The organism is Chryseobacterium sp. MEBOG06 (genome assembly GCF_021869765.1).
In the GTDB taxonomy this organism is placed as follows: Bacteria; Bacteroidota; Bacteroidia; order Flavobacteriales; family Weeksellaceae; genus Chryseobacterium.
On record NZ_CP084580.1, the window covers coordinates 1,094,607 to 1,116,095 of the forward strand.

The 21,489-nt window shown below is 38.9% G+C and carries 11 protein-coding genes, 2 tRNA genes and 3 rRNA genes; 14 read left to right on the top strand and 2 right to left on the bottom strand.

Features of this window, described 5'->3' with window-relative positions; genetic code table 11:
• The first annotated feature begins 111 nt into the window (after window positions 1-111).
• Window positions 112-759, top strand: coding sequence for an MgtC/SapB family protein (locus LF887_RS05080; RefSeq protein ID WP_236857718.1), 648 nt, complete (start codon window positions 112-114; stop codon window positions 757-759).
• A 27-nt stretch (window positions 760-786) separates the two neighbouring features.
• Here the strand turns inward: LF887_RS05080 and LF887_RS05085 are convergent, their stop codons facing one another.
• A complete protein-coding gene (locus tag LF887_RS05085; RefSeq protein ID WP_236857719.1) occupies window positions 787-1,278 on the bottom strand; it encodes a copper resistance protein NlpE in 492 nt (163 codons plus the stop codon).
• Window positions 1,279-1,613: 335 nt separating this feature from the next.
• Here LF887_RS05085 and LF887_RS05090 point away from each other — a divergent pair, with 335 nt between their 5' ends.
• The 3 genes from LF887_RS05090 (at window position 1,614) to LF887_RS05100 (ending at window position 5,899) form a co-directional block, all read left to right on the top strand.
• Window positions 1,614-3,752: a S46 family peptidase gene (locus LF887_RS05090; RefSeq protein WP_236857720.1), complete on the top strand. Its 2,139-nt coding sequence runs from the start codon at window positions 1,614-1,616 to the stop codon at window positions 3,750-3,752.
• A gap of 72 nt (window positions 3,753-3,824) precedes the next feature.
• On the top strand, window positions 3,825-4,826 hold the full coding sequence (locus tag LF887_RS05095; RefSeq protein WP_236857721.1) for a polysaccharide deacetylase family protein: 1,002 nt from the start codon (window positions 3,825-3,827) through the stop codon (window positions 4,824-4,826).
• On the top strand, window positions 4,823-5,899 hold the full coding sequence (locus tag LF887_RS05100; RefSeq protein WP_236857722.1) for a GNAT family N-acetyltransferase: 1,077 nt from the start codon (window positions 4,823-4,825) through the stop codon (window positions 5,897-5,899). The genes LF887_RS05095 and LF887_RS05100 overlap by 4 nt, the downstream gene beginning before the upstream one ends.
• Window positions 5,900-5,983: 84 nt before the next feature.
• Here the strand turns inward: LF887_RS05100 and LF887_RS05105 are convergent, their stop codons facing one another.
• Complete coding sequence (locus tag LF887_RS05105; protein WP_236857723.1) at window positions 5,984-8,851, bottom strand: M16 family metallopeptidase; 2,868 nt, start codon at window positions 8,849-8,851, stop codon at window positions 5,984-5,986.
• A gap of 802 nt (window positions 8,852-9,653) precedes the next feature.
• Between LF887_RS05105 and LF887_RS05110 the strand changes: the two genes are divergently transcribed.
• From LF887_RS05110 to kdpC, 10 genes are all read left to right on the top strand, one after another.
• Window positions 9,654-11,170 (top strand): 16S ribosomal RNA (locus tag LF887_RS05110).
• Window positions 11,171-11,374: 204 nt separating this feature from the next.
• A tRNA-Ile gene (locus tag LF887_RS05115) sits at window positions 11,375-11,448 on the top strand.
• A gap of 87 nt (window positions 11,449-11,535) precedes the next feature.
• Window positions 11,536-11,609, top strand: a tRNA-Ala gene (locus tag LF887_RS05120).
• Between the two features lie 203 nt (window positions 11,610-11,812).
• Window positions 11,813-14,570 (top strand): 23S ribosomal RNA (locus LF887_RS05125).
• 141 nt (window positions 14,571-14,711) lie between these two features.
• Window positions 14,712-14,819 (top strand): 5S ribosomal RNA (gene rrf / locus LF887_RS05130).
• Together the 16S, 23S and 5S rRNA genes with 2 tRNA genes alongside form the textbook arrangement of a ribosomal RNA operon.
• 410 nt (window positions 14,820-15,229) lie before the next feature.
• On the top strand, window positions 15,230-16,555 hold the full coding sequence (locus LF887_RS05135) for a sigma-54-dependent transcriptional regulator (protein ID WP_236857724.1): 1,326 nt from the start codon (window positions 15,230-15,232) through the stop codon (window positions 16,553-16,555).
• Window positions 16,556-16,908: 353 nt separating this feature from the next.
• The gene (locus LF887_RS24365; RefSeq protein ID WP_077415921.1) at window positions 16,909-16,986 is read left to right on the top strand and encodes a potassium-transporting ATPase subunit F; all 78 of its coding nucleotides are present in this window, start codon (window positions 16,909-16,911) and stop codon (window positions 16,984-16,986) included.
• A gap of 6 nt (window positions 16,987-16,992) precedes the next feature.
• A complete protein-coding gene (gene kdpA, locus LF887_RS05140) occupies window positions 16,993-18,687 on the top strand; it encodes a potassium-transporting ATPase subunit KdpA (protein WP_236857725.1) in 1,695 nt (564 codons plus the stop codon).
• 178 nt (window positions 18,688-18,865) lie between these two features.
• Window positions 18,866-20,905 carry a potassium-transporting ATPase subunit KdpB gene (kdpB, locus tag LF887_RS05145; protein WP_236857726.1) on the top strand — a complete coding sequence of 680 codons (2,040 nt, stop codon included), beginning with the start codon at window positions 18,866-18,868 and terminating at the stop codon, window positions 20,903-20,905.
• A 10-nt stretch (window positions 20,906-20,915) separates the two neighbouring features.
• Window positions 20,916-21,473, top strand: coding sequence for a K(+)-transporting ATPase subunit C (gene kdpC / locus LF887_RS05150; protein WP_236857727.1), 558 nt, complete (start codon window positions 20,916-20,918; stop codon window positions 21,471-21,473).
• The last annotated feature ends 16 nt before the right edge of the window (window positions 21,474-21,489 follow it).

Genomic DNA, 21,489 nt, shown 5'->3' on the forward strand with positions numbered 1-21,489 from the left:
TACAAAAGTTTTCCGGGAAATCAGTTTGAGTAACCGGACAAATTCGGGGCATCAAAAATAGTTCCGTAATTTTTTTTATTGTAATTTTATTTTTAGTGTAAAATATAAACTATGGATTTTCTTCAGGACCACTATATCGTTAAAAACGATTTGTTTTTGATATTTATTTCTGTTATTCTGGGACTGCTGATTGGTGCTGAACGTGAATACCGCAATAAATCTGCAGGGCTGCGGACTTTTATTCTAGTCTGCTTTGGAGCCTGCCTCTTTACCGTTCTTTCCATTAAAATAGGAGTCGCTAATCCGGATCGTCTTGCTGCGAATATTATTACAGGAATTGGCTTTTTGGGAGCAGGTGTAATATTTAAAGGAGAAAATAAAATTGAAGGAATTACAACAGCAACTACAATCTGGGCAACTGCCTCTATAGGAATGGCTGTAGGTTCCGGATATGTATATCTTTCACTTCTGGGAACAGCTTTAGTGCTTATCGTTTTGAGTGCGCTTACCTATCTGCAGACTTTTATAGATAACTATCATAAAGTAAGAGAATATAGAGTAACAGTTACCAATTCAGCAGACATCAGCTACTGTGAGAACATCTTTAAAGAACATCATTTGAAGTATTTAATGCTTAAACAGCAATATACACAGGGAAGCTTAGCCGTAACCTGGACTGTTACAGGGAAAAATACCTATCATGAAGAGGTAATCAGACGATTGGTAGCTGATCCGAAAATCATAGCTTATCAATTCTAAAAAACAAAAAAATAAAGGCAAGAGCCTTTATTTTTTCTTGAAAATGTAAAGATCCTGGTTAGGTCCGTTAATTTCTTTTCCGTCCATATCCAGTTGAATGAGGATATTTTCACCCACTTTATATTGATAGTTAGCTGTTTTACCTTTTAATGTAATAATGCTTCCAGTGTTATCCCATGTAAAAGGCCCTTTATCCTGATTTTTTGAATTTCTGTCAATATATTCCTCAGTAATACTGAAGGTTCTATCGTTATTCAACGTTAATAAAGTCTTTATTCCAGGGCAGTCAGCACAAGGAACCGTTGCGTCATAAGTACCGGCCCAGTCCAGCGCATTCTCAGAAGTATCACCTGCAGCAGTGGGAGTAGCCTTTGTTATACTGTCTGATGGTGGGGGTTCAACCACTGTAGCTGAATCAGCTACAGAGACGGTGGGTTTACCTGCTTTTTCATTCTTAGTACAAGAGGACAAAAATAAAGATACCCCAATTCCGGCAATAAGCACTTTGCTTTTCATCATAACAATTGTTTTTAATAGTAATTTTTTCCAATGAACAAAAAATAAGCCATACTTAATTGAAAGTGGAAAATGAAGAATGTGGTAAGAAATATGAAGGAGGATGCCAAGCTTAAGAGGAAATAATGAGTTTTTATTTTGTTGAACTCAATAATCTTAATGCTCTTAAAAAAGTTGACAAACGCAATGAATTGATCATTGATATATTCACTTCAAATTTTCTATTCTCCATTTTTAATGGATCATTTTCAACTTTCAATTTTCCATTTTCAACTATTCCAGGCGTTTTATGAAGCCTGTTCGTATTTTTCTTCGTAAATTCGGGCAAAATTTTGATTATGACAAAAAAGATACTTTTATCTGTATTTCTTTTGCCGGCTGCAATGGCATTTGCACAACAATATGGAGGAATGTGGATTCCTACAGAGCTGAATGAAAAGGAAATGAAGGATTTGGGAATGAAAATTTCTGCTAAAGATATTTTCAACCCTCAGAAACCAAGCATAAAGGATGCGGTTGTACAGTTTAATGGTGGGTGTACTGCAGAAATCATCTCGCCTAAAGGATTGTTATTAACCAATCATCACTGTGGATATGGCCAGATTCAGGCTCATTCTACAGTTCAGAATGATCTTCTTTCAAATGGCTTTTGGGCAAAAAATACCCAGGGTGAACTTCCTAATCCGGGAGTGAAAGTAGATTTTATAGTCGATATAAAAGAAGTGACAGAACCGATTTTAGAAGGGACAGACAATCTTACAGAACCTGAACTTACTAAAAAGATCAACAATAATATTGAGGTTTACAAAAACTCTCAAAAAATTGAATCTTATCAGTCGATCATGGTAAAACCTATGTACTATGGAAACAAGTACTACGCTTATACCATCGAGACTTATAAAGATATTCGTCTTGTAGGGGCACCACCTCAAAGCATAGGGAAATTCGGTAGCGATACTGATAACTGGGTTTGGCCTAGACATACCGGAGATTTCTCAATGTTCAGAATTTATGCAGACAAAAACAACAAGCCTGCAGAATATTCAAAAGACAATGTTCCTTACGTTCCGAAACATTACCTTCCGGTTTCCATCAAAGATAAAAATGAAAACGACTTTACATTTGTATTCGGATTCCCGGGAAAAACTACAGAATATCTTCCTGCAGTAGCGGTGGAGAAAATCATGAAGGAAATTGATCCTGCAAGAATTGCTGTACGTGATGTTGCTTTAAAAACATTGGACGAGAAAATGCGTGCTGACAGCGAAACCCGTATCAAGTATGCTTCAAAATATGCTTCAGTAGCCAACTACTGGAAAAAATGGATAGGAGAGGTAGAAGGATTGAAAAAATCCAATGCCGTTGAGAAAAAAGTAATGTATGAAGGATCTTTGGTTTCTAAAAACCCTGAGATCAAGACTACTTTAGATCAGTTGAACAAACTGTACAATGATCAGGCTCCTTTTGCATTAAACAATGCTTATTACACAGAAGTGGTAAGAAATGCAGAAACATTGAAGCTGGCAGGTGATTATTACGACTTTATTACTTCCGTAGAAGCGGGAAGAATGGATGAGAAAGAACTTACCAAACTAAAATCAAAACTAGCCTCTTTCTACAAAGATTACAGTGCAGAACTGGATGCTAAGGTGACTGCAAAACTATTGGCTTTATACGTTAATAAAACTGCTCCTCAGTTTTTACCGGCTGGTTTCAACAAATATAAAGATGAAACTCCAAACATTGCTGTAGTGGAAGATATGTCTAAAAACTCTATCATTACAGGAAGAACTGCTGTAAATGGAGCAGCATTAAATGCAGACATTGAAAAAGCATTCTCTAATCAGGACAAGCTGATTAAAACACTGAAAAAAGATCCTATTTATCAATTGTATGTTTCTATGAAAGAAACTTACATGAAAACTGCAGATCCTCAGTTTACTTCAATGCAGACTAAAATTGATGCATTGCAGAAAAAATTCATGGCACAGCAGATGCAGACTGATAAAGACAGAAAATTCTTCCCGGATGCCAATTCTACACTTCGTGTAGCTTACGGTAAAGTGAAAGGATCTACTCCTAGAGATGCTGTTTCTTATGGTTATCAGACTCACTTAGCTGGTGTAATGGAAAAATATGTTCCTGGAGATTACGAGTTTGATGTTCCTAAAAAACTAATCGATCTTTACAATAAAAAAGATTTTGGAAACTACAAAGATAAGTCAGGTGATGTCCCGGTAGGATTCACAGCTACTAACCACACTACCGGAGGGAACTCGGGAAGTCCGGCTCTTGATGCCAACGGAAATCTTGTAGGCCTTAACTTTGACAGACAATGGGAAGGAACAATGAGTGATATCAACTATGACCCTCGTTTCAGTAGAAACATTATGGTAGATACAAAATATATCCTTTTCATCATTGAGAAATTTGCAGATTCCAAGTGGCTTGTTGATGAAATGAAGATTATAAAATAATTTTTAAAAGTTATACCTTTAAGAATCTATTTGAATTCACTTTCGAATAGATTCTTTTTTATTTTGATTAGGATGAAAGAAAGGATCATCAATCTACTGGCGGGATTACAAACAGATCATCTCGGGAAATCTTTTCCGCTGGATTACTGTTTGCCACTTTATCATACTGTTTCTGATAAAGAGCTTCCCCATATCCGGAATGTAATCCAATATAAAAATACAAAACAGTTTGAAGAAGATCTCGATTACCTATCCAGATACTTTCAGTTTGTAGACTGGCAGGAATTTAAGGACTTTACTTTCGGGAACTTTAAAACAAAGAAAAAGATTGCTTTGCTGACTTTTGATGATGGTTTCAGCGAATTTTATGATACGATAGCTCCTATCCTGGAACGTAAAGGAATTTACGCGTGCAACTTTGTAAACCCTGCCTTTATTGATAACAAAGATATGATGTTCAGGTGTAAAGCTAGTCTTCTTATCGATGCTGTGAAGAAAAAGAAGGTGATTGATTCTGAAATATACCCTCTGCTTTCACTTCAAAATAATTCAACAAAAGAAGCAGTACGGCAAAAAATATTAAAAATCAGTTATCAGCAAAAAAATATACTGGAAGTTCTTGCCGAAAAGCTCGAAATAGATTTCAAAGCCTATTCAAAAGAACGTAGTCCCTATCTGACCACCGAAGAATTAAAAATACTTACTAGTAAAGGATTCGGTATTTCTTCGCATAGCTGGGATCATCCTAAATATGGTGATCTGTCTTTGAAAGATCAGATGGAAACCACTAACCGTACTTTTGCTTATTTAAAAGATAATGGTTTCCTGTATGAAAGCTTTGCATTTCCTTTTACCGATTTCGGGGTAAAGAAGGATTTTTTCGATGAACTTTTTAAAAATGAAGAAATCTATTGCAGTTTTGGATGTGCAGGAATAAAATTGGACAGTGTACAAATGAATTTCCAGAGAATACCAATGGAAATGGGAGAGAGCGGACAAAAAGTACTGAAAAAGCAAACAGCATACTTCAGACTGAAAAGTTTGCTTAACAAAAATACTATTCTAAGAAAATGATACAGCTGAAAACATTCAACAGGAAAGAACTGGAAGATTTTGTCTTATCCGGTGCTTATCAGCAGTACGATTTTCTCCCGATTACAAAGCATCGTGCCTTGTCACAAATTAAGAATCCAAAGGCATTAGATGAAGACACCCTTCTTATTCTTGCTTTTTTTGAAGACCGGTTAGTGGCATACGTAGGATGTTTTCCGGACCAATTGATTATCGATGGAAACATAATTCATTATGCCTGGCTGAGTACATTATATGTAAATCCGGAATTCAGAAAAAAAAGACCAGCAAAAATACTGCTGAAAAAAGTATTTGAAGAATACAAAGGAAAGATTGCTATCACAGAATTTACCAAAGAAGCAGAAGCGCTGTATACCATTATGGGAGTTTTTGATGATGTTTTCCCAAAAGAAGGAAAGAGGTATTATTTCAGGACAGATGCAGCAGTTATTATTCCTGAAAAAAAGCCAGATACCAAAGTATTGAAACCTCTTTTTCATATTCTTGATACCGCCGCCAATTCTTTGATCTCTGTAAAAAATTTAAAAACACAAAAACCGGATTTTCACTACGAAATCCTGGATCGAATTGATGTGGAAAGTGCTGATTTTATTAAAAAAAATCCCGGAATGCGCGATGCAGAAACAATAAATACATTCATAGATAACCCCTGGGTATTGGAAGGAAAGGCAGAGGAGAGATATTTGTTTTCGAGCTTTGCTGAGGTTTTCTCTTATTTCTGGGTGAAGATATATGATGAAAAGGATACTCTGATAGCTTGTTTATTATTACAGCTTCGTGATGGCTACCTTAAAATTCCTTATCTTTTTTCCAGTTCTGATTTGGACAAGGTTGTACGGTTTCTAAGTTATTTTATTGTTAAAAATAAAGTGAAAGGTTTTACCAGTTACCAAACCCAACTCAATGATGCTATAAGTCAGTCAAAATCATTTCCAAAGATCTACGAGCGTAATTTCAAACGAGAATACCTTTTTCATAAAGACCTGCTGCGAGAACTTCCAAAAAATTTCAACCCTCATTATCAGGATGGAGATGGAGATTGTATGATGACATAATCAATGATAAAAAGAAGGTATTCAACCTTTCAATATTCAATAATAAAAAATCCGCTCAACAAAAATGTAGAGCGGATTGTCTTTTTAGTGACCAAAAATATCTTTCAGGCTTACTTCTTTAAATGTTCCCATTTTACTGACAGCTTCCATATTCAGGTTTTCCTTTTTACCGATAATGGCCGTATTAAAATGGACTGGTTTTATTTCCGCTTGATAAAATTGTTTAATATCTTCAAATTTCAGCCCTTGAATCTGTTCATAGATATCCTTCCTGAAATCGTGGTGGATATTTAGTTTCTTTAATCTTAAAGTATTGAAAAATATATTATTTCTGGTAACCCTCGTAGAAGCAATCTGCTTCAGTGCGGCATTTCTTGCATTTTCAAACTGAGTTGGCACTTCAGGAAGATCGTCCATCAGTTCATTCAGGGTATCCACTGCTATCATCAGCTTATCGGGTTGCGTACCAATATAAGTTGTGATATAGTCAGGATGTTTCAATTCAGAATTAGCAGAATAAGAAACATAGGCAGAGTAGGCAAGACTCTTACTTTCACGGATCTCCTGGAAAACAATAGAAGATAATCCTCGTCCAAAATACTCATTGAATACATTGACCTTTCCAAAGTGAAGCGGGTTGACTTCATGTCCTTTTCCAACCTGAGTCATTTCCATCTGGACCATATCATAGTTGATGAAATGTACATTTCCTCCCGTAGCAGGTTCAGGATACTGTTTGGCTTCAGGCATCTCAAGACTTTCGTGCTCTATATACTGTCCGATATATTCTTTGAAATTTTCAAAACTTTTTCCGTAGAAGAAGATCTGATAAGGATATTTGTAAAGCTTTTTCATTCGGTCTGTGAAGACCACAGAATTGGTGTTTTCAAGTTCCTCTTTGGAAATGATATCCGTGAAACGGGAAATGCTTCCCAACTTTGTATAATTGGTCAGCGCGGTCATTATTCTGGTTTTATCTTTCTTTACGGCCTCACGGTTTTCCAGTACAGTCCCTACAAACTGATTGTAGATTTCCTGATCTGGTTTTACATCCTGCATCCAGTGCTGAAGAAGATTAATACCCTTTTCAATATTTTCTTCAAGTCCGCTTAAGGAGATGATCAGCTGATGATTAGTTGTTTTAAAATCATTACTGATCCCGATTTTGAAGAATTCCTTTTTTAAATCTTCAGGAGAAAGCCTGTCTGTTCCAAGATATTGGAGAAGCTGAGTTGAAATACCCAGATCCCTGTCATTGTCACTTCCAAAAGGAAAAATAAAATGCAGCTGAGCAATGTCGTTGTATTTATTGTTGACGAAACTCAATTTCTTACCTTTAAGGCTGTCTGTTGCAATTTCTTTCTGATAATCTATGAATTCAGGTTTTATATCCTCCGTTGTATCAGATAGAATCTCCTTTAAAAATTCAGACTGTGCATCACGGTTGATTTTAATAGGAGTAATACCAGGATTTTCAACTCTGATTAATCTGTCATTCACTCCTTTCTCTTTATCTACTATCACATAGTTGTCTTTGAAAAAGCTATTGGCAAAGTCCATTACATCCACTTTCGTAAAAGAAGCATATTCATCCATTTCATTCAGCTCCTGTTCCCATGTTATCCCTTTTATATAAGTATCATAAAGAGTAGTAGCAAGTCCTTCTGCTGTTTCAAGTCCTTTCATCCTCTGAAGCTTGAAATCATTGATGATCGCCGGAAGCATCCAATCCGGGAAATCTCCTTTTTTGATCAGTTCAATTTCCTGCAGTACCATATCTTTCGCTTCCTCCAGAGTTTGGTTTTCTTTAGGTACAGCAACAATAGAAAAATATCCATACTGCTTTAAACCTACAGAAAAAGCCTGAGCCCAGAGCATTTTCTGAGTCTGATTGATATGAAGATCCAACAATCCAGCTTCACCTCTGTTGCTGAGTATATTAGCAACAATATCTGCCAGCATTGCCTCTCTTGTTCCATAGCTGTCAGTTCTCCATGCCAGCTGAGTACGTGGAGTAGTAGGACTTTTTACTGTCCTTTTTACAATAGCAGTAATGGGCTGTTCAACTACAGCGTTTTTTTTAGGAAGTTCTTTATATGGTAAAGCTCCAAAATATTGATCAATCATCTGGATAGTTTCTTCAAAATTAAGATCTCCAACCAATACCATTGCATAATTATTAGGAACATAATATTCATCAAAATACTTATGAATAGCCTTCATAGAAGGGTTTTTCAAATGCTCAGGCTTTCCTAATGTTGTTTGCTGACCGTTAGGGTGTGTAGGAAACAAAGCATCCATCAATTCATAATTGACGAGTCTTGTGTCATTATCCTGTGCTCTGTTGAATTCTTCATATACAGACTCAAGTTCTGTATGGAAAAGTCGCAGTACAATTTCAGAGAATCTTTCTTTTTCTATTTTCAGCCATTTTTCAAGCTCATTGTTTGGAATATTGTTTTTATAAACCGTTTCATCAAACCAGGTATGGGCATTGGTTCCACTGGCTCCTAACGAAGAAATTGCTTTATCATATTCATTGGCAATAGCATATTGGCTGGCTTCCTGAGAAACTTCATCAATCTTTTTATATATTTCTCTTTTCTTTTCAGAATCCTGTTCAGCTTTATGCTCCTCATATAATGACGCAATCTGATCAATAAGCACTTTTTCCTTTTCCCAGTTTTGAGTGCCTAACCTTGAAGTTCCTTTAAACATCATATGTTCAAGATAATGAGCGAGGCCGGTATTATCCGCCGGATCATTATTACTTCCTGTTCTTACCGGGATAAAGGTCTGAATTCTTGGAGCATCAAAATTCTGGGCAAGAAAAACCTTAAGTCCGTTTTTCAGGGTATAAATTCTGACTTTATTTTCATCATGGGTAATTGTAGAATATTCGTAGTGATTGGTATCAGTATAAACTGTTTCCTTATATTTTTCGTCAATCATATATAAACGCATTTCATTCCTTAAAATTCAGAATGTAATACAAATGTAAGCAATAGAAAAAAAAGGATTCGGGTTTTTATCATTATTACATCTATTATTATAGTTGAAAAGTTGAATAAAAGGAATAAATAGATACAATATAAATAGGAGAGAAGAGATAATAGGCGTTTCCCTCTACGCTATATAATATAGATGTCTATTTATATATATAGGTAAATCATATCATTTTCCCCTCATTAGTGTTATTTTGGTTCTCCGCTCTTTTCTGACCAAACATTTGTTTAAAAATTTTAGCCTTACCAGCCAGCGTTTTAGCATCAAATATTAATCAGATATGAATTTAATGTTAAATAAGTTTGCTGTGTAAGGTATAAGTTTCTATCTTTGCCCCACTGAAAAACGAAAGAGCTTCAGTAAGCGCAGAAGGGCTTTTAGATAAGCAGAAACAGTATACTTTAAAGAGAGAAGATCTGGAAATAAACTTTAAAATTTTAGATAATAAAATTTGCGGGTTAAAAAGAAGTTCTTATCTTTGCAGTCCCAAATAGGGGAGCGCAGGAGTATCGGGATTGAGGTTAAGGAAGGGAGTTAAGGTTACTTAAAAAACTTTAAATTTTTCTTTCAAAACATTTGGTCATAACGAAATAAAGTTTTACTTTTGCACTCGCAAATATGGAGCGCCACTGACAGAATAGAGTGCTTCATTAAAAAGCGGAAGATATAAAGATCATTGACATACAATATAACAACCAAGTAAGGAAAAAACTAAAGCGTCAAAACTTTGAGTGAGTCAGACAAACATACAATGGAGAGTTTGATCCTGGCTCAGGATGAACGCTAGCGGGAGGCCTAACACATGCAAGCCGAGCGGTATTGTTTCTTCGGAAACGAGAGAGCGGCGTACGGGTGCGGAACACGTGTGCAACCTGCCTTTATCTGGGGGATAGCCTTTCGAAAGGAAGATTAATACCCCATAATATAAGAGACGGCATCGTTTTTTATTGAAAACTCCGGTGGATAGAGATGGGCACGCGCAAGATTAGATAGTTGGTGAGGTAACGGCTCACCAAGTCAACGATCTTTAGGGGGCCTGAGAGGGTGATCCCCCACACTGGTACTGAGACACGGACCAGACTCCTACGGGAGGCAGCAGTGAGGAATATTGGACAATGGGTGAGAGCCTGATCCAGCCATCCCGCGTGAAGGACGACTGCCCTATGGGTTGTAAACTTCTTTTGTATAGGGATAAACCTAGATACGTGTATCTAGCTGAAGGTACTATACGAATAAGCACCGGCTAACTCCGTGCCAGCAGCCGCGGTAATACGGAGGGTGCAAGCGTTATCCGGATTTATTGGGTTTAAAGGGTCCGTAGGCGGATCTGTAAGTCAGTGGTGAAATCTCACAGCTTAACTGTGAAACTGCCATTGATACTGCAGGTCTTGAGTGTTGTTGAAGTAGCTGGAATAAGTAGTGTAGCGGTGAAATGCATAGATATTACTTAGAACACCAATTGCGAAGGCAGGTTACTAAGCAACAACTGACGCTGATGGACGAAAGCGTGGGGAGCGAACAGGATTAGATACCCTGGTAGTCCACGCCGTAAACGATGCTAACTCGTTTTTGGATTTTCGGATTCAGAGACTAAGCGAAAGTGATAAGTTAGCCACCTGGGGAGTACGTTCGCAAGAATGAAACTCAAAGGAATTGACGGGGGCCCGCACAAGCGGTGGATTATGTGGTTTAATTCGATGATACGCGAGGAACCTTACCAAGGCTTAAATGGGAAATGACAGGTTTAGAAATAGACTTTTCTTCGGACATTTTTCAAGGTGCTGCATGGTTGTCGTCAGCTCGTGCCGTGAGGTGTTAGGTTAAGTCCTGCAACGAGCGCAACCCCTGTCACTAGTTGCCATCATTAAGTTGGGGACTCTAGTGAGACTGCCTACGCAAGTAGAGAGGAAGGTGGGGATGACGTCAAATCATCACGGCCCTTACGCCTTGGGCCACACACGTAATACAATGGCCAGTACAGAGGGCAGCTACACAGCGATGTGATGCAAATCTCGAAAGCTGGTCTCAGTTCGGATTGGAGTCTGCAACTCGACTCTATGAAGCTGGAATCGCTAGTAATCGCGCATCAGCCATGGCGCGGTGAATACGTTCCCGGGCCTTGTACACACCGCCCGTCAAGCCATGGAAGTCTGGGGTACCTGAAGTCGGTGACCGTAACAGGAGCTGCCTAGGGTAAAACAGGTAACTAGGGCTAAGTCGTAACAAGGTAGCCGTACCGGAAGGTGCGGCTGGAACATCTCATTTTAGAGCGTCTTTAGACGATAAACAAAATTAGTATCGCAAGATACATGCACTTACTTAAAGCGAAGCTTTAGTTTTTTATTTGGTTGCTATATATATAATAATACAAAACCCACTAGAAATTAGTATAGGGATTGAGAGAGACAAGGATGAAGATAAAAGAGTCAGTTAATCTGGTATCTGTTATCTGAATTTAGTCTGACAGACAGTCTCGTAGCTCAGCTGGTTAGAGCGCTACACTGATAATGTAGAGGTCGGCAGTTCGAGCCTGCCCGAGACTACTAATTAAAAAGACGGGAAGATGAAAGAGCCAGGAGGCAAGATGTAAATCTTGAATTCAGCATCTTTAATCTCTTAGTCTACTAGAGGGGGAATTAGCTCAGCTGGCTAGAGCGCCTGCCTTGCACGCAGGAGGTCAAGGGTTCGACTCCCTTATTCTCCACAGTTTTGGATGACTGATTTAAAAGTTACGAATGGAGCCAAAAACAACATTTGTTCATCAGTTTGAAGAGAAGACATTAAGATCATTGACATTAACGGTAAAGACATCACAAAGAGATAACCGAGCACTTTCGAGTGCCGAGTTTATAAAAATATCGATAAATTTAATTTATCAAAAAATACTGAACTAATATAATTATTAGGAAAGAAATCGTTAAGGGCGTATGGCGGATGCCTAGGCTTTCAGAGGCGACGAAGGACGTGGTAAGCTGCGAAAAGCTGCGGGGATTGGCACACACGAATTGATCCGCAGATGTCCGAATGGGGCAACCCGGCTGGTTGAAGACCAGTCACCTCGTAAGAGGAGCAAACCCGGAGAACTGAAACATCTAAGTACCCGGAGGAAAAGAAATCGAAGAGATTCCGTAAGTAGTGGCGAGCGAAAGCGGATTAGCCCAAAAGCTGATATATGTTTAATAGAATGTTCTGGAAAGAACAGCCGTAGTGGGTGATAGCCCCGTATATGAAAGGCATATTTGAGTGATAAATGAGTAGGGCGGGACACGTGAAATCCTGTCTGAATATGGGGGGACCATCCTCCAAGGCTAAATACTCCTGAAAGACCGATAGTGAACAAGTACTGTGAAGGAAAGGTGAAAAGCACTTCGAATAGAAGGGTGAAATAGAACCTGAAACCGTACGCCTACAAGCGGTCGGAGCACCTATATGGTGTGACGGCGTGCCTTTTGCATAATGAGCCTACGAGTTAATTTTACTAGCGAGGTTAAGGTATTAAGTACCGGAGCCGGAGCGAAAGCGAGTCTGAATAGGGCGTATAGTTAGTAGGATTAGACGCGAAACCTTGTGATCTACCCATGGGCAGGTTGAAGCTCTGGTAACACAGAGTGGAGGACCGAACCGGTTGACGTTGAAAAGTCTTCGGATGACCTGTGGGTAGGGGTGAAAGGCCAATCAAACTGGGAGATAGCTCGTACTCTCCGAAATGCATTTAGGTGCAGCGTCGATGTTAAGTTTATTAGAGGTAGAGCTACTGATTGGATGCGGGGGAGTCAAATCCTACCAATTCCTGACAAACTCCGAATGCTAATAAATGTTCGTCGGCAGTGAGGGCATGGGTGCTAAGGTCCATGTCCGAGAGGGAAAGAACCCAGACCAACAGCTAAGGTCCCCAAATATATGTTAAGTTGAAGCAACGCGGTTGGACTGCATTGACAGCTAGGATGTTGGCTTGGAAGCAGCCATTCATTTAAAGAGTGCGTAACAGCTCACTAGTCGAGCGGTCCGGCATGGATAATAATCGGGCATAAACATATTACCGAAGCTATGGATTTGTATTTATATACATCTGGTAGGAGAGCATTCTATTTGCGCCGAAGCAGTACTGTGAGGTATTGTGGAGCGGATAGAAAAGAAAATGTAGGCATAAGTAACGATAAAGCGGGCGAGAAACCCGCTCACCGAAAGACTAAGGTTTCCTCAGCCATGCTAATCAGCTGAGGGTTAGTCGGGACCTAACGCGAACCCGAAAGGGGTAGTGGATGGACAATGGGTTAATATTCCCATACTTGCTCACACTAAAAAGGGGACGGAGTGCCGTACTTACTGGAGACTGACGGAATAGTCAAGGCCTAGCCTTCGGGCGAAGCTGCTGTAGGGAAAGTGCTTCCAAGAAAAGCCGAAGTGAAGCAACCCGTACCAAAACCGACACAGGTAGTCGAGGAGAGAATCCTAAGGTGCTAGAGTGAATCATGGTTAAGGAACTAGGCAAAATAGTCTCGTAACTTCGGGAGAAGAGACGCCATCAGCAATGGTGGCCGCAGTAAAGAGGCCCAGGCGACTGTTTATCAAAAACACAGGACTCTGCAAAATCGAAAGATGCAGTATAGGGTCTGACACCTGCCCGGTGCTGGAAGGTTAAGGAAGGTGCTTAGGGTTAAACCGAAGGCATTAACTGAAGCCCCAGTAAACGGCGGCCGTAACTATAACGGTCCTAAGGTAGCGAAATTCCTTGTCGGGTAAGTTCCGACCTGCACGAATGGTGTAACGATCTGGGCACTGTCTCAACCATGAGCTCTGTGAAATTGTAGTCTCGGTGAAGATGCCGAGTACCCGCAATGGGACGAAAAGACCCTGTGAACCTTTACTATAACTTCGTATTGACTTTGAGTAAGTAATGTGTAGGATAGGTGGGAGGCTTTGAAGCAGGCACGCTAGTGTTTGTGGAGCCAACGTTGAAATACCACCCTTTACTTACTTGGAGCCTAACTTCTGTATGGAAGGACATTGCGTGGTGGGTAGTTTGACTGGGGTGGTCGCCTCCAAAAGAGTAACGGAGGCTTTCAAAGGTACCCTCAGCACGCTTGGTAACCGTGCGTAGAGTGTAATGGCATAAGGGTGCTTGACTGTGAGACCTACAAGTCGATCAGGTGCGAAAGCAGGACATAGTGATCCGGTGGTTCCGTATGGAAGGGCCATCGCTCATAGGATAAAAGGTACTCCGGGGATAACAGGCTAGTCTCCCCCAAGAGCTCACATCGACGGGGAGGTTCGGCACCTCGATGTCGGCTCGTCACATCCTGGGGCTGGAGAAGGTCCCAAGGGTTGGGCTGTTCGCCCATTAAAGTGGCACGCGAGCTGGGTTCAGAACGTCGTGAGACAGTTCGGTCTCTATCTATTGCGGGCGTTAGATGTTTGAGAGGGCTTGATTCTAGTACGAGAGGACCGAATTGAACAAACCTCTGGTGTATCAGTTGTACCGCCAGGTGCACTGCTGAGTAGCTACGTTTGGAAGAGATAAGCACTGAAAGCATATAAGTGCGAAACTCGCCTCAAGATGAGACATCTTTTAAGGGTCGTTGGAGATGACGACGTTGATAGGCTATAGGTGTAAAGACAGTAATGTCATAGCCAAGTAGTACTAATTACCCGTAGATTTATAGCCTAATATGGCGCACGGAAGTGCAGCAAGGTTACCTCTTTGTGAAAGTTTTTATCGATAAACCAGGTAGCAGATGTTGGCTATTAGGAAGCAGGATAAGCCTGCAGCCTTTTACCTCTAACCTGCAACCTTATATACCTTCTTTAGGGTGGTTTTAGCGGTGGGGCTCACCTGTTCCCATTCCGAACACAGAAGTTAAGCCCACCAGCTCCGATGGTACTGCGAAAGCGGGAGAGTAGGTCGCCGCCAGTTTTTATTTTATTTTTAAAAATCCTTTATCATAACGATAAAGGATTTTTTTTTATCTATATGATCTGATCTAGTCTAGTCTAATCTAATCATAATCTATATCAGCCGGGCTAAACCCCGCTTCTATTGAATAAGGATAGTCTTTCTTATAACTCCTTCCTTATGATAAAAACACATTTATATTTATTCTCAACTTTCAACTTTCCATTCTCCATTTTCCATTATTCATTGTAGATTCTTACGCAATGACAAAGACCACTAACATTCCAATGATAAGAAATTTTTCTTTAAAGACAAGTTCAGGCCGATAAATGATTTTAGTCCTTAATCTTACTAAAAAGTATTTCACTGTACAAGTCTGTTTTACTCGAATAAATTCAATAAGTTTGTACTGGCTTTCCAAAAATAATTATATGTCCGGAAACATTCTGATCATCGATGATGAGATCAAGCTTCTTAAACTATTAGGAATGATCCTCTCTCAAGAAAATTTTAATGTAAAAGAAGCTTCTACAGCACGTTCAGCGATGACAATGCTGGAGCAGCATGATTTTGATGTGGTGCTGAGCGACGTCCGGCTTACTGATGCTTTTGGAGTTGAATTGGTACAGTCTGTTAAGAGCAAATATCCACATTTGGAAATTATTCTGATGACTGCGTTTGGAAATATAACGGATGCCGTTCAAGCCATGAAAAATGGAGCCTATGATTATCTTGTAAAAGGTGATGATAATGATAAGATTATACCACTGGTGTACAAGGCACTCGATAAAGTAAAAGATAACAGATCGCGAACTGTTCAGCAGACATGCATGGCAAAAGGATTTGAAAAGATCATTGGTAAGTCTCCTTTAATTTTGCAGGCTAAAAAACTGGCAGAGAAAGTAGCCTTAACGGATGCTGCTGTCCTTTTAACAGGTGAAACAGGGACAGGGAAAGAAGTTTTTGCCTGCGCTATTCATGAAGGAAGTGACAGAAATAAAAATAATTTTGTAGCGATCAATTGTTCTGCATTCAGTAAAGAAATCCTGGAGAGTGAACTTTTCGGTCATAAGCAGGGGGCTTTTACAGGAGCCTTGAAAGATAAAAAGGGACTGATAGAAGAAGCAAACGGCGGAACATTATTTTTGGATGAAATTGGAGAGATGCCCATAGAGCTTCAGGCAAAACTTCTCAGAGTATTGGAAACAAAGGAGTTTATCAAAATGGGTGAAACAAAAGTTTCAAAGTCTGATTTTAGATTAATTGCTGCAACTAACAGAGATTTAGAAACCGAAATAAAACATGGGAATTTCAGAGAAGACCTTTATTTCAGGCTGAATGTGTTTGAGATTACTCTGCCTCCCTTACGCAGTAGAAAAGAAGATTTGAAAATGCTTACCAAGAATTTCATTGATCTTTTTTCTCATAAACTTCATTTAACATCGGTTCAGGTGAATCCTGATTATTATAAAAGGCTTGAAGTAAATGACTGGAAAGGAAACATTCGTGAGCTGAGAAATGCCGTGGAAAGAAGTCTTATTTTAATGGACGATAATATTCTTGATGCCAAAAGTCTTCCTCATTATTCAGAAAAACAAGTTCTGGAAAGCGATTCTCTAAGCATCCGGTCGTTGGAGAAAATACACATACAGAAAGTATTAGAATATACCAAAGGAAATAAAGCAGAAGCTGCCCGGTTATTAGAGATTGGAATAGCTACGCTGTACCGTAAACTGGAAGAATACGGAATAAAATAAATCTTTTATCATTTTAATAAAGAGCCTATCATTTTGATAGGCTTTTCTGTTTTTATAATCTTTTTGTTTATGCTTTAATGCTTTGTAAATCAATGTTTTAATTAATATTATTCTAGATTGGATCTTCTTTTGGCATATAGGAATAGAATAAAATATTTAAAAATGACAATTTCAAGAAAAACGTTTAAAAAACGGGGGCACTCAACTTTTAGTCTGCTGCTTGTATCGTATGTATTGTTGACTCTTTTAATCTTAATAATAAAGATATGATGCTCATAAGTTTAATTCTGCTATTTGCAGTGTTGTTTTGGCTTTTATATAAATCAGTTGAATTTTTTGATAGAATATAAATTATGTGGAGTTTATTTTTCCTTTCAATACTTGCCTTTGTGTATATCTGTTATGTTTTAATAAAACCTGAAAAATTTTAAACGGTCATGAATACAGAAATTTTAGGCATTATAGCAATGTTTGCTGTTACATTAGTTATCGGGATATTTTTAGGTAAATATATAGCTAATGTTTATGGACATAAAAAAACTTTTTTAGATCCTTTTTTTGGACCGGTTGAAAAGTTAATTTATAAATTATCGGGAATTAATCCCGCCCGTCAGATGAATTGGAAACAGAATATGTATGCCATGCTGACGATTAATCTGATTTGGTTCATCATTGGATTTCTTCTTTTACTCAATCAGGCGTGGCTTCCTTTAAATCCGGATGGAAATCCCAGTATGTCACCTGATCTGGCTTTTAATACGACCATTTCATTCCTGGTAAACTGTAATTTACAGCACTATTCAGGAGAAACAGGAGTAAGTTATCTTAGCCAGCTTTATCTGATGTTTCTGCAGTTTGTAACTGCTGCAACGGGAATGGCTGCAATGGCTGTTCTTTTTAAAGCTTTTAAAGAAAAAACAAGCACAGAACTGGGGAACTTCTATGATTTTTTTACAAAATCAATGATCAGAATACTGATTCCTATCAGTATAATTGTTGCTTTTATCCTTTCTATGAACGGAAGTCCAATGACTTTTGAAGGAAAAGATCATATAACGACACTGGAAGGACAGAAGATTAATGTTTCCAGAGGTCCTGTAGCTGCTTTTGTTGCGATTAAACATTTAGGGACCAATGGAGGTGGTTTTTTTGGAGCTAATTCAGCACATCCGCTTGAAAATCCCAATTATATTACCAATATGACAGAGATGGTCACCCAAATGATCATTCCCTTTGCATTGGTATTTGCGCTGGGTTTTTATTTAAATAAAAGAAAACTGTCCTGGGTTATTTTTACAGTAATGACAGTCGGTTTTCTGGCACTTGCTGTTCCGAATGTGGTAAATGAAACAGGCGGAAATCCTCTGATTACAAGAATGGGAGCAGACAGCAGTCTCGGTGCTATGGAAGGTAAAGAGATCCGTTTTGGAAGTGCCGCCTCCGGATACTGGAGTATTGCAACCACAGTTATTTCAACAGGATCTGTGAATTCTATGCATGACAGTACGATGCCTCTTTCGGGGATGAATGAATTGCTTGCTATGATGATCAACTGCTTCTATGGTGGTTGTGGTGTGGGAATCCTGAATTATTTCATTTTTATCATTCTTGCCGTATTTATCAGTGGTCTGATGGTAGGAAGGACTCCGGAATTTATGGGGAAAAAGATTGAGGCTAAAGAAATGAAGATTGCCATGATTGTAGCCTTATTCCATCCTTTCCTGATTCTTGTGGGAACAGCTTTGACCGCTTATTTACCGGAATTTGGAGCCAAAACATTGAATAATCCGGGCTTTCATGGTTTCAGTGAAATGCTGTACGAGTTCACTTCCTCTTCAGCGAATAACGGATCCGGATTTGAAGGATTAGGTGATAATACACCATGGTGGAATATTTCAACAGGAATTGTACTGCTGTTGTCACGTTTCATTCCGATCATAGGACCGATAGCGATAGCGGGATTATTGGCACAGAAGAAATTTATCCCGGAAAGTGCCGGAACACTGAAAACAGATACGGCAACTTTTGGATTTATGACCCTGGCTGTGATCTTACTTATTGCTGCATTGTCTTTCTTCCCTGCATTGACATTAGGACCGATTGCAGAGCAGATTCAATACTTCTCTAAATAAATATGAACATTAAAAATTAAAATCAATATACAACCATTAAGGAAACCGAAAAGTTTGAGAAGCTAGTCTGAAACTTACTGAAACGTTCACTTTAATATTATCCATTCCTACTTCTTATAGTTTTGGCCGGCCTTGATGGTTACTATTGATTTACAATAATAAAAACTTTTTCAAAAAAATGAAAAATAACTCACAAACATTGTTTCAGAAAGATTTGGTAAACGAAGCCATTAAACAGTCCTTCGTAAAACTGAATCCGAAAATTATGTTTAAAAATCCAGTAATGTTTCTGGTGGAAATCGGAACAATTGTCATGTTTATTGTAAGCATGTTCAGCTTGACTGGTGACAAAACACAGGGAAGCTTTTCCTACAACTTTTTAGTATTTGTTATTTTATTTTTAACCGTTCTGTTTGCCAATTTTGCAGAAGCCATTGCCGAAGCAAGAGGAAAAGCGCAGGCTGATACACTCAGAAAAACAAGGGAAGAAACTCCTGCCAAACTGGTGGTTGATAACAAACCCGGATTTCAGGTAGAAACTTCACTGAAAATGTCTGCTGAAATGAAATTAGGTGATATTTTCCTTTGTGAAGCAGGAGATCAGGTTCCAATGGATGGTGAAATCATTGAAGGTCTTGCTACCATTGATGAGTCTGCCATTACCGGAGAAAGTGCTCCCGTAATCCGTGAAGCCGGAGGAGACAAAAGTTCCGTAACAGGAGGTACAAAAGTACTGTCAGACAGAATCAAAGTAAAAGTAACCACTAAACCCGGAGAATCCTTTTTGGATAAAATGATTGCTCTTGTAGAAGGGGCATCAAGACAGAAAACACCCAACGAAATCGCATTAACCATACTTTTAGCAGGATTTACCCTTACGTTTATTATTGTTACCCTTACATTAAAGCCATTTGCAGATTATGCACAGACGCCGATTACAATTGCGGCATTTATTTCACTTTTCGTTTGCCTTATTCCTACGACGATTGGAGGTTTACTTTCAGCAATTGGAATTGCAGGAATGGACAGGGCACTGAGAGCCAATGTCATTACCAAAAGTGGAAAAGCAGTAGAAACTGCGGGAGATATAGATGTTCTGCTGCTTGATAAAACGGGAACTATTACTATCGGAAACCGTAAAGCAACGCAGTTTCATCCTGCAAACGGAATTCAACTGGAAGAATTTATTAAGGCTGCTGCATTAAGTTCTGTAGCTGATGAAACACCGGAAGGAAAATCAATTATTGAACTGAGTTCATTAAAATCAGCAGATTTATTGGTTCCAAATCCTACTTATATTGACTTTTCAGCTGAAACCAGAACTTCAGGAATTGACTTTGAAGATACAAGAATCCGAAAAGGAGCTTATGATACGATAAAAAAACTGACCGAAAAAACCGGGAACATCTTCCCTCAGGAAACTCAGGAGGCGGTTACGAAAATTTCTGAAAACGGAGGTACCCCGCTGGTCGTATCCGTTAATGAAAAAGTATGGGGAGTGATCGAGCTTCAGGATATCATTAAAACAGGAATCCAGGAACGTTTCCAGAGATTGAGAAAAATGGGTGTGAAAACGGTAATGGTAACAGGAGATAACCCTTTAACTGCAAAATTTATCGCGGAAAAAGCTGGAGTAGATGATTTTATCGCTGAGGCCAAACCGGAAGATAAGATGAACTACATCAAAAAAGAACAGCAGGAAGGTAAACTGGTAGCCATGATGGGGGATGGTACCAATGATGCTCCGGCACTGGCACAGGCCGATGTAGGGGTAGCCATGAACAGCGGAACACAGGCTGCCAAAGAAGCTGGTAATATGGTGGACCTGGATAATGACCCAACAAAGCTGATAGAAATCGTGGAAATCGGAAAGCAGCTGTTGATGACAAGGGGGACATTAACGACTTTCAGTATTGCCAATGATGTAGCGAAGTATTTTGCCATTATCCCGGCACTCTTTATCACTTTTATTCCTTCACTTCAGAAGCTGAATATTATGAATCTTCACAGTCCTGAAACAGCAATATTATCAGCGGTTATTTTCAATGCTCTGATCATTCCGTTCCTTATTCCGCTGGCGTTGAAAGGAGTTGCCTACAAACCGATTGGTGCAAGTGCATTATTGAGAAGAAATCTTCTGATATATGGTCTGGGCGGGGTAATTGTTCCGTTCATCGGAATCAAAATCATTGACTTGGTAATCAGTTTATTCTATTAAAATTTAAAAAATGAAAAATTATATTGTTTCAGCATTCAGACTGACTCTTGTCATGTTGGTGGCCACAGGTCTTTATTTGGCTTTTGTTTATGGAGGATCTAAAATATTACCTAACCAGGGAAATGCAGAAGTTATTCATTATAAAGGGCAGAAGTTCTATGCCAATATAGGGCAGGAATTTAAATCTGAAAAGTATTTTCATGGGCGTCCTTCATCTGTAAACTACAACGCTGCAGGAAGTGGAGGAAGCAATAAGGGACCAAGTAATGAAGAATATCTTGAAACTGTGCAAAAAAGGATTGATACTTTAAAAATGCAAAACCCTGAAATGGGAAATACTAAGGTTCCTGTAGAACTTGCCACGGCAAGTGGAAGCGGATTAGATCCGGATATCTCAGAAGAAGGAGCTTTATATCAGGCAAAGAGAATAGCAAAAGTGAGAAATCTATCAGTAGAGCAGATCAATAGCCTTATCAATACCCAAACTGAGAAGCCGTTCTTAGGCCTTTTCGGACCCTCAAAAGTAAATGTTTTGAAGCTTAATATCGCTTTGGACCAATTAAAATAATTTAATTTATTACATA